Origin of the sequence: Paenibacillus sp. GCM10027629, from assembly GCF_042676425.1 — a bacterium.
In the GTDB taxonomy this organism is placed as follows: domain Bacteria; phylum Bacillota; class Bacilli; order Paenibacillales; family Paenibacillaceae; genus Paenibacillus_K; species Paenibacillus_K terrigena.
Genome location: NZ_JBHTGZ010000009.1, coordinates 1151750 through 1164720, shown reverse-complemented (window position 1 = coordinate 1164720; position 12971 = coordinate 1151750). Strand labels below are relative to the sequence as shown.

Annotated in this window: 10 protein-coding genes and 1 pseudogene; 10 read left to right on the top strand and 1 reads right to left on the bottom strand. The window is 45.1% G+C overall.

The annotated features are described in order from the left end of the window. Positions 1-110 precede the first annotated feature (110 nt). The 6 genes from ACFQZR_RS14765 (at position 111) to ACFQZR_RS14740 (ending at position 10039) form a co-directional block, all read left to right on the top strand. On the top strand, positions 111-1076 hold the full coding sequence (locus tag ACFQZR_RS14765; RefSeq protein WP_379347086.1) for an ABC transporter permease: 966 nt from the start codon (positions 111-113) through the stop codon (positions 1074-1076). Between the two features lie 10 nt (positions 1077-1086). Continuing rightward, positions 1087-1971: a carbohydrate ABC transporter permease gene (locus ACFQZR_RS14760; RefSeq protein ID WP_379347084.1), complete on the top strand. Its 885-nt coding sequence runs from the start codon at positions 1087-1089 to the stop codon at positions 1969-1971. Positions 1972-1983: 12 nt separating this feature from the next. Next, a complete protein-coding gene (locus ACFQZR_RS14755; protein WP_379347082.1) occupies positions 1984-3603 on the top strand; it encodes an extracellular solute-binding protein in 1620 nt (539 codons plus the stop codon). A gap of 103 nt (positions 3604-3706) precedes the next feature. Then, entirely contained in the window at positions 3707-5977 is a 2271-nt protein-coding gene (locus tag ACFQZR_RS14750) for a glycosyl hydrolase family 95 catalytic domain-containing protein (protein WP_379347080.1), read from the top strand. A 159-nt stretch (positions 5978-6136) separates the two neighbouring features. After that, on the top strand, positions 6137-8458 hold the full coding sequence (locus ACFQZR_RS14745) for a helix-turn-helix domain-containing protein (protein ID WP_379347078.1): 2322 nt from the start codon (positions 6137-6139) through the stop codon (positions 8456-8458). Between the two features lie 3 nt (positions 8459-8461). Further along, on the top strand, positions 8462-10039 hold the full coding sequence (locus ACFQZR_RS14740) for an extracellular solute-binding protein (protein WP_379347076.1): 1578 nt from the start codon (positions 8462-8464) through the stop codon (positions 10037-10039). 8 nt (positions 10040-10047) lie between these two features. On the opposite strand, the pseudogene ACFQZR_RS14735 reads toward ACFQZR_RS14740, so the two are convergent. Further along, a pseudogene (locus ACFQZR_RS14735) lies at positions 10048-10200 on the bottom strand (GrpB family protein); the annotation flags it as partial. 258 nt (positions 10201-10458) lie between these two features. Here ACFQZR_RS14735 and ACFQZR_RS14730 point away from each other — a divergent pair. The 4 genes from ACFQZR_RS14730 to ACFQZR_RS14715 all read left to right on the top strand — a co-directional run bounded on the left by ACFQZR_RS14730 (position 10459) and on the right by ACFQZR_RS14715 (position 12796). Continuing rightward, entirely contained in the window at positions 10459-10596 is a 138-nt protein-coding gene (locus ACFQZR_RS14730; protein WP_379347074.1) for a hypothetical protein, read from the top strand. 66 nt (positions 10597-10662) lie between these two features. After that, entirely contained in the window at positions 10663-11265 is a 603-nt protein-coding gene (locus ACFQZR_RS14725; RefSeq protein WP_379347072.1) for an oxidoreductase, read from the top strand. Positions 11266-11380: 115 nt separating this feature from the next. Continuing rightward, positions 11381-11959 carry a class I SAM-dependent methyltransferase gene (locus tag ACFQZR_RS14720; protein WP_379347070.1) on the top strand — a complete coding sequence of 193 codons (579 nt, stop codon included), beginning with the start codon at positions 11381-11383 and terminating at the stop codon, positions 11957-11959. 216 nt (positions 11960-12175) lie between these two features. Then, positions 12176-12796, top strand: a complete 621-nt coding sequence (locus ACFQZR_RS14715) for an alpha/beta hydrolase (protein WP_379347068.1) — start codon at positions 12176-12178, stop codon at positions 12794-12796. Positions 12797-12971: the final 175 nt, after the last annotated feature.

Genomic DNA, 12971 nt, shown 5'->3' with positions numbered 1-12971 from the left:
CTAACATTTTCGATATCTTCTAATCTTTTATCCATTGATTCATGGAAGCGTTATCATATATCTTGTGAGTGTCCTAATCCAATTCAACAACATAAAAGGAGGTGAGTTTCATGAGAAATCAGCCCGCTGCTGTGACAAGTGAGCTTCAAGTAGAACCGCATGGATCTAAGAATCAAAGTCCATTCCTCCAATCCTTTTGGAGACAAAAGTACTTATATCTCATGGTACTGCCAGGGTTCCTCATCGTGCTCATATTCGCATATTTCCCGATGTACGGCGTGTTAATCGCCTTCAAGGATTATAATGTGGCAAAAGGCATATGGGGAAGCGAATGGGTAGGGTTCAAATATTTTTATGAATTTATTAACAATCCCATTGCAGTACGGACCGTCAAAAATACGTTAATCCTTGGCGTATACAGTCTTTTGTTCGGTTTTCCAGCTCCCATCGTACTCGCACTGCTACTGAATGAAATTCGGGTGCTTGCATTCAAGAAATTCGTACAAACAGTATCGTACTTTCCTCATTTCATTTCGACCGTGATTATTGTAGGCATGCTCAAGGAATTCACCTCGTTGGACGGTATGTTCAACACGATCGCAGGCTGGTTCGGGAAGGAACCCGTCAACTTTATTACGGAATCGCAATATTTCCGCACATTGTTCGTAGGGTCTGGGATTTGGCAGGGCATCGGCTGGGGCACGATTCTGTATCTGGCTGCACTCAGTAATGCCGATCCAACATTGTACGACGTTGCTTCGATCGATGGGGCGAATCGTTGGCAGAAAATGAAACACATCTCACTTCCCGCCATTATGCCGACCACGATTATCTTGTTCATCCTATCCATTGGCGGCATTCTGGGTACCGACTTCATGAAGGTCATGCTGATGTACAACCCAGGGACCTATGAGACGGCCGATGTCATTGGTACATACGTGTACAGAGTTGGTCTAGAGGGAGGACGCTTCGAATACAGCGCTGCCGTCGGATTGATGCTGTCCGTTGTCTCCTTTCTGTTCGTCCTGGCTACGAACCGATTGTCACGCAAATTTTCAGAAACAAGCTTATGGTAGGTGAATGTAGATGGGGTATAAACATAGCTTAGGTTCCCGCTTGTTCGACGTATTCAACTATGGACTCATGCTGCTGCTGATCATCATCACGGTATACCCGCTGTTGCATGTCATATCGATTTCGCTCAGCCATGCGGATTTTATTGCGCTCGGTCAAGTGAGTTTTTTCCCGAAAGGCTTCAATATCAAGGGCTACCAGATCATATTTGAGAAGCGGCTTCTGTATACGAGTTACGCCAATACCATCATGTATGCGACCGTAGGCACGCTGTTGACGCTACTGCTGACTTCGCTCATGGCTTATCCCCTTACGGTATCGAAGTTCCGAATCAAAAAGCCGATTACGATCTTCCTCGCGGTAACGATGTTCTTCAGCGGCGGCATGATTCCGACGTATTTGTTAATGAAAGAGCTGCACCTGCTTAATACGTTTTGGGTGATGGTACTGCCGGGCTGCATCAGTGCTTATAATGTCATCATTTTTCGTACCTTCTTCCAGAACATCCCGAGCGAGCTGCGTGAATCGGCGTATATGGATGGCGCGAATGACCTGACGGTTCTATTTCGAATCTATCTGCCGCTGTCTAAGGCGCTGCTCGCTACATTCGCCTTGTTCACGATTGTCGGGCATTGGAATGAATGGTTCAGCGCACTCATCTATTTGCGGGACGAGAATCGTTATCCGCTCCAAATGTTCTTGCGCAGCATTATTTTCACGCAGCAGGGATATGGCAGCAGCGAACAGGCAACAGAGATGATCCAAAATCGGCAAATCAACCCGAAGAACATTCAAATGGCTGCCGTCGTCATCACAATGGCTCCGATTCTGTGTATTTATCCGTTCGTTCAGAAATATTTCGTTAAAGGCGTTATGGTAGGTTCAATCAAAGGATAGGGGAGAGTTGACATGAAAAAAACGTTAATGGGCATGTTGATGACACTGCTGCTAATTACGACGTATCTTAGCGGCTGCAGCGGAGAATCAGGCACAAGTGAATCGAAATCCGAAGACAAGGGGAGTTCCGACAAGGCCAATGCATTGCATTTGAAGGTTGTGATTCCGCATTTCGGAGGCGATCCGACGGGAACGATTGTTCAGCAGGAATATGAGAAGGAAATCCAGAATTATCTAGGGACTGAAGTTAAAATTGATTGGACGCGTATTCCGTGGGCCGAATATACGGAGAAGACGAAGGTCATGCTGACGAGCGGCGATATTCCAGACGTCATGCTGGTGCGGGGTCAAGATAATATAATCAAATTCGGAGAACAAGGGTTGTTCGTAGACTTGTCACAGCATATAGATAAGATGCCGAATTATAAAACATATATCGATGCGACAGGCAACAACGAGCAATATTTGATGAACGAAAATAAACAGCTGTTCGCATTCTATGACGGCTATACGAATCCGACAGACATTGAGCCAAGCCAATATGCCGCTGCCTATCGCCTCGACGTCTTCCAGAAGCATAATATCAAGGTGCCGACGACACTCGATGAATTGTATGATGCAGCCAAACAGTTGAAAGCATTGTATCCGGATGCCTATCCCGTAGGACAGAGCGAGCAATATTTAGAGTATGACGGCATCCTGAGCGCGAATCATACCGCAGGGAACATTTATTGGAACGGCGAGAAATATGTATACGGTCCAACGGAAGAGGCTTATAAGGAGGCTCTGATATTCCTGAATATGCTGTATAAGGAGAAGCTGCTGGATCCGGCCTATTGGTCCGACAATATGGATGAGGCCAAGACCAAAGCCACCTCAGGCAAATCATTTATCTATCCTCTGCTATGGTCAGGGTATGTAGCTGATTTCAATGCGAACAAGCAGGCTGGCGTGACATGGACGTTAGCCATGGGTGCTGACAATCCGAAATACGGTAAGGCTTGGAAATATGGCAGTGAGCCAAAAGGCAAGGGATTAAGCAACGGCTCGGGTCTAGTGATCTCTGCGAAATCCGAGAATGTGGAGCAGATTGTGAAGCTGCTTGATTATCAGTACAGCGACAAGATGGTCGATTTGCTCATGTGGGGGATGGAGGGCAAATCTTATGAGGTGAAGGACGGGAAGAAGCAGTTCCTGCCCGCTCTGATTCAATCAGATGATTTTGTTGGTGAACTCGCAAAATTAGGCGTATCCGCATCGATGCGCACGAGACCGGGTATCGTATTTACACCACAGGAGCGTATTGCCAAATACACGTCGATCCCGGATGTGATGTTCTACCATGATGGGAAAGCACAGATGGAGAACTACTGGTTCGCCTCAGACAAATACGGGGGCAAAGAATCGATTGCGCCTATGGATCATGCGCCAAAAATGATGTTCACGAAGGATGAAAGCGACCTGAAAGCCAATACGATGACACCGATCGAGACGTATGTCAAAGAAAGCGCCGTAAAATTCATTAAAGGCGAAATGGACTTCTCCGAGTGGGGCAAATTCCAGGATACGATCAAAAAGATGGGCGATTATGAGTCAATTCTTAAATTGTATAACGATAAAGTACAGCAGTAACAGGCTGGCAGATAGAACAATGACAAGCTTCATGGGCGCCGTCTGATCTGATACAGACTGTTTGCCCTATCTGCTAGTAAGACGGATGGGGAGGCTCTATTAAGTGAACAAGTATGATCTTCTATTCGAACAACCGATCGCAAGGTGGGATGAGGCGCTGCCGCTTGGCAATGGATTAACGGGATGTCTCCTATGGGGGAACGGCGCACCGCTCAGATTCAGTCTGGATCGAGGGGATCTATGGGATCTCCGGCTGGCTCCGGAAGTGCATGAGGCGGGGTTCACGTATGCTGAAATGATTGATTGCGTGAAGCGAGGCGATCAAGAGGGGCTATTGAACCGATTCGATCGTATTTATGAAAAATATCCGTATCCGACGAAGCTTCCGGCCGGGCGCTTGGAGCTGAATTTCAGACAACCCGCTGATCAGATCAAAAGTAACCTAGCTCTACAGGAAGCATGCGCGAACATCGAGATGACCTTCGGGGATCGCACCGTTACGGTGTCCAGTTACTTGCATGCCGTGAATGGCCTTGGCTATATTCGAATTGTCGGTGATCCGGAAGCAGCAGGAAGATTGGACATCGTTCCACCGGATTATGTTGGCGCCCAGCAGGATGACAATGCGAACCTCGTATTTCATTCAAGCCTGACTCGGCTTGGTTACCCGGCTGCTTCACAGCATGCGGAAGGTCATATGCGTTGGTTCCATCAACAAACCGCGCATGAACTCGAATACGCTATTGTCGTAGCAGAAGGCCATTCAGCTGCAGGGGAGCGTATAGCTGTATATACGGTTGCGACGAACAACGATGGCGTGGATTGGTTGGAGATAGCGAAACGGAAGACCGCATCCGCTCTGGAGACCGGGTATGATGCCGCGTTCGTCGAGCATGTCGAATGGTGGGCTCGATACTGGGCTCAGAGCTCCATCGCTTTGCCGGATGTGGAAGCGGAGAGGATGTGGGTGCTGAACAATTATCTGTTCGGTTCCTGTTCCCGAAAAGGAGCGCCGCCGATGCCTCTGCAAGGGGTATGGACTGCCGATGAAGGAAAGCTTCCCCCGTGGAAAGGCGATTACCATCATGATCTCAATACGCAGCTTAGCTATTGGCATTATCTGAAGGCTAACCATCTTGAAGAAGGAGAGAGCTTCATCGATTTTCTGTGGAACTTGCGGCCGGAAGCCAGAAGTTTCGCGGAGCGCTTCTATGATGCGCCTGGCATCAATCTCCCTTCGGTGATGACCCTGACTGGCGGGGCGATGGGCGGATGGCCGATGTACAGCTTGAGCATTACGAACCAGATCTGGTTGTGCCAGGCCTTCGATCATTATTGGCTGAGCACGGGGAATCAAGAATTTCTGCGCGATAAAGCTTATGTGTACTTCCGAGAAACGGCGGAATGCGTCCAGCGCTGGCTCGTGCCAGGCGAAGATGGCAAGCTGAGGCTGCCGTTATCAAGCTCGCCGGAGTTCCATGATAACCGGTTAGAGGCATGGCTCGATCCCGTGAGTAACTATGACTTGTCCCTATTAATCTATCTGTTCCGACGGCTGAGAGATATGGCCGGACAGTTAGATTACGACGATGACGCCGAAAAATGGGCAGATGTTCTCGTAAATCTGCCAGAGCTTGCTGTTAACAAGGACGGCGTACTGATGATCAACCCGAAGGAATCATTGACGGAGAGCCATCGTCACTTTTCACATATGATGTCCATATTCCCATTGAAACTGCTCAATCGGAACGCATCGACGCGCGATCGCGACATTATCGATAAGACGATCTCTCATTTGGAAGTGCTAGGCAAAGGCCAATGGGTCGGTTATTCATTTGCATGGGCGGCAGCGATGTATGCATGGCAAGGGAATGGAGAAGCCGCACTCTATCATTTGCAGCAAATGTGGCGTTATACATGCTCACCGAATGGATTCCATTTGAACGGCGATTACAAGCATGCGGGGGTATGCATGTTCCATTACCGCCCTTTTACGTTGGAAGGCAACTTCGCGGCAGTAAGTGCCCTGCAGGATATGCTGCTGCAGGTGGATGAAGGAACGATCCGCGTATTCCCGGCAATTCCAGCAGCATGGGCTGATCGCTCAGCCGGGTTCCGCGATTTCAGGGGCGAAATGGGTGTACTCCTATCGGCAAGGTTAAGTGGAGGTAAGCTAGATTATATCAAGCTGCGTGCAGAACGAGGCGGCTCCTTCCGAGTCCAGAACGATTTTGGCTGTGAAGGTCTGTTGATTATCATCGGGGATCGATCTAATGAGATCAATTGTACGGCTGGTGAAGCGTTCCGTGTTGATCTGCAAGCGGGAGATGAATGTAGGATTACAGGCATCGGATCTCTAATTCCTGTACGGTAATCCTTCATCAATACCAACCATTGAATAAGGCAGTGAAGCTTCAATCGGAGTCTTTACTGCCTTTTTGTATATCCATTTTTTGTAGTACATGTTTCAATACCTGTGTTATATTATTACAACTAGATGTATGCGCATTCATTTCCAGGTGGGAGGGTCCCTATGAAGCATTGGGTCACATCGGTTCCCCGCAAGGCGACAGCCCAAATGAAGAAAAGAACGCTGATTGCCATCTTTATGCGTTTCTTCGTGCTGATTGTGTTGCTCCTCATTTCGTCCAGTATCATTGCCGTTTATTCAAATTATCGAATGGTCGATGACGCACGTGAAGCAAACAGTAACTATTTACGCGCGGCCTCGTCTTCACTCGACGGCTTACTCGACAAAATGAAGGACCAGGGGTACAGCATTTCGTCTGATCCGAGCTATTTGAATTTATTATCCATGAGAGACAAGTCACAAATCCAATACGCTTCAACGGCGTATTTGCTAAGTAGCAAGCTGTATGACCTTTTCGTAAGCGATAGCGCCGTGGACGATTCCTATATTTATTTTTCCAACCTGAACACGATCCTAGCAGGATCCGGCTCCTATGAACCCGCGTTCTACTTAAGTAAGCACTACCGATTCAAGGAATATCCATTAGCGTTCTGGGACGAGCAGTTCAAGCGCGGCATCGTATCAACCATTCTGCCGGCGACGGATGTGTATAGAGAGAGCGGTTCGGGAAGCGAGAAAAAATACAAGACCATTATCCCGCTAGTGCTTAACATAGAGAGCGTGGTCGGATCACGTAGCTATATGGTTGTTAATATTGACGAACAGAAGATCTATCAAATGATCAACAATATGAACATCACCAAAAAAGGCGACATCTATCTAATTGATACGCTCCACAATCGCATCATTAGTGCAACCGATCGCGATAAGCTCGGCGATACGTTCGACATCGGGAAGCTTCAACTCAATGCGACAGGCGGGTTGTCCGAATCAGAAATATCGATTCATGGCGATGATTACATTTTAACTTATCTTCCATCTTCGTGGGACAACCTCGGCTTTCTCGTCGTTACGCCCGAGAAGGTGTTGACGGCTCCGGTCTATCAGTTCCTGTATATGACGATAGGGATCATCGCTTTATTCATGTTGGTTGGGATCGTTGCTTCCGTTGTATTCTCACGTGGCATATATTCGCCGCTCGCTGAGATGGTTCATGTTGTCAAACGCTTTGCCATAGCTCCCTTTGAGAACAACAAATCCGAATACGATTATATCAAAGAGAGCATTACGACATTGCATCAATCCCATCAGGAGTCGATGCCATCTCTGCTGCAGATTTTTTTGTATCGAGCACTTCATCAGCAATTGAACAAGGAAGACATTGAGCGACTGTCGCAGAAATATGAATTTTTTCGCGGAGGCGGCAGCTTTGCGATTGCTGTCGTTAGGTCTGATTTCGCAAGAGATAATCAACTGCAAGCGGCTGAGCTTCATACGCGTATGACTCTACTTCACAAACCCGTCCTGGATTTAACCAGTAATGAGATGGTGTTGTTCTTGCAAGAGCAGGATGATGAATCAATCGATCTTTTCGTGTCACAACAGATGCACCCACTCTTATCCATTTATGAAGAAGAATTGACAGGTGAGATCAGTCTTACGGTTGGCATAAGTAGAGTCTTCGATAAGCTAGAGAATATTCAGCAAGCATATAAGGAAGCGATTGATATACTCGATATGCGCAGCGTGGGGGAGAACCGAATGATTTACCACGCTTCAACCAGTACGCCCGGCGTGATTGGTGCTATTGTCACCTCGGATGTGAAGGAGACAGTGCGCAAATATTTAGAGAATGGCTATGTGGATGGCGCTTCAGAGCTGCTGGATCAGCTGTTCGAAGGTGCGAGAAGCCAGCATATGCGATTTGCGGTATTCCGGCAATTCGTAAGTGATCTGCTCTATTTCGCTGCTGAAACGGTGTATAACCGTCGAATCGACGAGGAAGCAATGTTCGGTATGCCTGCTGGTGAGATGATTGCATATGTCAATGCGCTCAATCAACCACGCCGAATTGAAGAAGCCTGTCGTGCCGTATATGAGCATGTAACCGCTCAGGTCCATTCTCAGCAGCAATCATCTCAGGCCATAACCGGCATGCTGGAGTACATATCCTCTAATCTGGCTGAAGCGAATTTAACGTCAATCTCCGAACGGTTTCATATGAATACGAACTATGTATCGCAATACTTCAAGAAGCATCAGGGCGTCACGTTTACCGATTATATCAACCGCCTACGTATTGACAAGGCGAAGGAACTGCTCCTTAGCACCGATTATACAGCGTCTGATATCGGCAAACTCGTCGGATTCAATAATGCGAATGCGTTCATTCGTATGTTCAAGAAGCTTGAAGGCACCACACCGAATGAATACCGCAAGAGCGCCTTCACCATAAATAACAATTCGTCGTTAGAGGGGGAGTAGAGGGTGTGGATTCGCCGTAGAAAACTGGTTATATGGATCTGTGCCGGCATTCTAGCTGTCTTGTCTGCCGTATGTATGCCTTATGATGAACTCGTGTCTGGCACAACCCCGATAAGCCCGGTCGTTATTCATGCTGCGGTTCCTGCGTTTGATCGCGACCGGAATACGCCAATCGATAAGGAATTCGAACGGAGGATGAATCTGACATTCGATTGGCTGCAGTTTCCTGTCAATGAATATATGAAGCGAATCAATCAAGTACTAACCTCGGCTGGTCAGAAACCGAATATATTTATCGTTAATAAAGATATGGTCCAGCGGTTCGGTCCGATGGGACTGTTGCTAGATTTACGGCCTTACCTCGACGAAATGCCCCATTTAAAGCACTGGATTGAACGGTATCCCCAGATTGTTGAGGATATGATGACCGAAGATGGTAAGCTGTATGGCATAGATGGTCTGAACACGTACGGTCAAATGCCAATCGGTTATATCCTGCGTGAGGATATCTTCTACCGCAATGGCATGCTGCTGCCTAGGACATTCGATGAATTGTACGAGTCGTTGAAACGGCTCAAGCAGATTTATCCCGATTCCAAGCCGATCTCAAGCCGTTCGGGCCCGGCTGATTTGTTCCAGCAATTCTATATGGCTTACCATACCCAGAGTGGTGTTTATTTCGATAATGACGAGATGACGTATACATTCGGTCCCGCCAAGCCTAACTTTAAGAAGGCTGTCATGTTGGCCCGTAAATTTTATCAGGCGGGTCTAATCGATCCTGATTTCGCGACGGTTTCCGAAGCGCAGTTTTATGAAAATGTGATCGGAGGCAAGACGTTTGCCTTATTCGGCGAATATTTTATAGAGATGGATGGCTGGATAGAGAAAGGGGTAAAGAGAGATTCCTTCTATAGCTTGAAAGCAGTGCTGCCACCCATGACAGATCTATGCTTACAGGCGCTACAGCCCGTTCAGTATCCGAATTCTCGCGGTAATTGGGTCATTGCCATCCATGCGAAATCTCCGCATATTCGAGAGCTGATTGCACTGTTGGATGCGCAATATTCCGATGAAATTGTGGAATTGACGAACTGGGGAATCGAAGGCGATACATTCAATCGAGTCAACGGGGAGAATCGATACACGGCTCGATTGCAGACTAAGCTAAATCCATACGGCGAGGTTACGCCACAGGATGCGGGCGTAGACGGACGATCTGGGATATGGGTGCCCTATGATCAGGATGCGGAATACGCGAGAAGATGGGGAGCCGTTGGACTCGAATCCCAACAGTTGTATACCGCGAATGCAGACAAAATCGGGTTCTTCGCTGGCCCCTCCATCCCTTTTACGTCGGATGAATTCATTGAGATTACGAAAATCATGTCGCCAATCAAAAACTTCGTTACGTTGAAAGTGATCCAATTCGTAACGGGAGAACTCGGGATGAATCAAGACTGGGATGACTTTCAAGATGAGCTTACTAAGATGGGGGCAGGGCGCGTGCTTAAGCTCTACCAAGATAAATATGCCAAGCTGCCGGATGAGAGGAAGGTTCTTCATAAGTCGCTTCAGTAGATTTGATTTCACCGATGGCGCCAATGCCACTTGAGCGCCTCTTGTTCGATTTTTTTGACAAAATCATCTTTCCCAACACTATAACCATCAATATCTGTTGGATATTGTTCAGCTAATTTACTTTTCAATTCGCCATACGCTTTGCAGATGTCAGGATTGTGACGAAGATAATCTCAGAACGCGAGATGTCGCTCGATTTCTTGGTAGAAGTGTATTAGGAACTATGAAGGAAGTTACGTTTTTTATTGAAGATGATTTTAGCGACAATATTAAACGATTGAAGTGGTTGAATAGAATAATACATAAACCAATAGATTACAAGAAACCAATAGATTATTTTAAGGAATCAATTAAAGATCATAATAACTACAACACAGTGTGAATATAAACTCAGGAAGGCACTGGCATCGGATAACACCATGTTCGTGCTTCGGGGCATTCGCCCCTCGGTCCGGAAGGAGTTAGGTGTGGGTTCAGAGAAGTATTTGGCAGCAACTAAGAAGCGGACACAGCCGCACCACCTAACCGAATCGCGGCCAGTCGCTACGTTCCTTTAAGAAGGTGGGACGTCATGAACACAACAACGTTATCAGAAATCAATTGCAGGATTATGAGGAGGTTAAATGAAAAAAATTATTGCAATCATACTAATGGTTGGATTGATAATAAGTATGTACTTCAACTATCAAATGAAAGAGTACAAAGACAATCAAAAAGTTGATTATACTATTAAACTAAATCATGGAATTCAAATTGGTATAAAAGAATCAATTCAGAATTTAGATTTTGTGATAAAAAGCTTAGAGGACAATTCTCCGAAGGAAACAGTGATAAACACATTAGGAAATTTGGCAGTATCATTGAAAGTTGGTGAAGAATCATTTGTCTTTCTTGATTCCGATTTCAAGGAAGATAAATTATCATCAACTTATATAATCTATAGTGTATTTAGAGATATGTATTGGTATATAAAAGCAGATATCACAGACGACATTTTATCGAATAAGGTGTCGCTAGAAAAAGAATCGAGAAATCAACTTATTAAGGATATAGGAATTCTTAAACAAGATTTGGAGTATATTGATAGTCGATTTAACGAGGATATTTTGAAAGAACAAAGTCCTCAGTGGATTGAAAATAAATGGAAAGAGTTAATTGGAGAGATTGTAAGTAGAAATACGAATTTTAAGTTATATAAAAGAATTGGAATGAAGTACAATTTGTGAGTCGTGGAAGGCAATTGACTTCTGATAACACACTGTATCTCCTTTAAGCCTCTCAGGTTAGTAGAACAACATACGAAACCATCCACAAATCAATTAATCTAAAGGAGCAAACTGTATGGTCGATATTTCAAAGGTTGCAATAACTGAACCATTAAGGATCATTGTTGGAGCCTCATCACAATCATATCCTGGGTGGATACAGACACAAGAAAATGAGCTAAATTTACTGAATAGAGATGATTGGTATAGGAGCTTCGGAGACAGGAAAATAGATATTATTTTGTGTGAGCACGTATGGGAACATTTAACTTATGAAGAAGGTATAGAAGCCGCTAGGATTTGTTATGACTTTTTAAATTCCGGAGGATATGTTCGTTGCGCTGTTCCTGATGCATTTTTTCGTAATGAATGGTATCAGAACATAGTTAAGGTTGGGGGACCGGGACCATTAGATCATCCTGCTGCTAGCCATAAAATTGTACATAATTATAAGACTTTACGCAGTGTGTTCGAAGAGGCGGGGTTTGAAGTTAATTTATTGGAGTATTGTGATGAGGAAGGTAAGTTTCACTATAATGATTGGAATCCTGAAGGGGGATACATATACAGATCATTACGATTTGATCATAGAAATAAAGAAGAAGAATTGGGTTTCGTTTCACTAGTCATAGATGCAATTAAAAACGTTTTGTAAGTAAATCATAGAAGGTGGATGGCATCGTATAACACGGTATTCATGTTTCGGACTTACGACCTTAGTCTGCAAGATGCATTTCGAGGAAGTCAATTCAGGCAGACAACCCTGCGAGGCTAAGTTAGCTACCCGGAGCTGAAGCTCCTTAAGCCTCTCGGATTCATGAATACTAAAACGTTAGACGAAATCACCTGAAGAAAGAAAGGATGGGAGACAATGAAAAAATTAGAGATTCTAACCGTACCCTCGTTTTGGAAAACCGAAATGAAACAAAAATATTATCAACTTCATGAGGAAAATAGTAAGTTGGTTGTTCTGTTTCCAGGAAAAAACTATCCTTGTGATAAGCCAAGTCTACATTTTGCTGGAACTTCCGCAATTCAAAGTGGTTTTGACTTATTGGTTCTTGAATATGGATATCAATCTGCGAGAACGAATTTGGATATTAATGATCTGCCAAGAGTAATAGAAGATAGCCATGAATCTGTTCGACGAATAATTAACAAGTATAATGAAGTCATTTTTATTAGTAAGAGCATAGGCACTATAGTTGCGGGTGAAGTTCATGGAAAACTTGATATTCCAATAAGACATTTATTTTTGACACCAATTAAAGACACAGTATACTATATCAACAAGTATAATGGACTTGTGGTTTATGGGACAAAGGATGAAGTGTTTAATAATGAACTGGCAAACCAAATTAACATAGACAAAGTCAGAAGGGTAATAGAAATTCCTAATGCAAATCACTCTTTGGAAACCAACAATGTTGAGGAAAGTATCGAGATTCTAGGTAAACTTGTAAGGATATATATGGATTTTCTAAATAAGTAACGATTGTAGGTATAACAAGATGACTTCGTCTAACACATATTCACGCTTCGGGGCATTCGCTCCTCGGTCCGGCAGGAGTCCGATGTGATTCGATGTGGTATTTCACCAACACGGAAGCAGATTCTGCCGGACACACCCGCACCACCTAACTGCATCTCGACCGCTACTTCATGGC

Bases quoted from the DNA above. Each gene is read 5' to 3' on its own strand.
- ACFQZR_RS14765 (WP_379347086.1), top strand. From the start codon at position 111: ATGAGAAATCAGCCCGCTGCTGTGACAAGTGAGCTTCAAGTAGAACCG.
- ACFQZR_RS14760 (WP_379347084.1), top strand. From the start codon at position 1,087: ATGGGGTATAAACATAGCTTAGGTTCCCGCTTGTTCGACGTATTCAAC.
- ACFQZR_RS14755 (WP_379347082.1), top strand. From the start codon at position 1,984: ATGAAAAAAACGTTAATGGGCATGTTGATGACACTGCTGCTAATTACG.
- ACFQZR_RS14745 (WP_379347078.1), top strand. From the start codon at position 6,137: ATGAAGCATTGGGTCACATCGGTTCCCCGCAAGGCGACAGCCCAAATG.
- ACFQZR_RS14730 (WP_379347074.1), top strand. From the start codon at position 10,459: ATGTTCGTGCTTCGGGGCATTCGCCCCTCGGTCCGGAAGGAGTTAGGT.
- ACFQZR_RS14725 (WP_379347072.1), top strand. From the start codon at position 10,663: ATGAAAAAAATTATTGCAATCATACTAATGGTTGGATTGATAATAAGT.
- ACFQZR_RS14720 (WP_379347070.1), top strand. From the start codon at position 11,381: ATGGTCGATATTTCAAAGGTTGCAATAACTGAACCATTAAGGATCATT.
- ACFQZR_RS14715 (WP_379347068.1), top strand. From the start codon at position 12,176: ATGAAAAAATTAGAGATTCTAACCGTACCCTCGTTTTGGAAAACCGAA.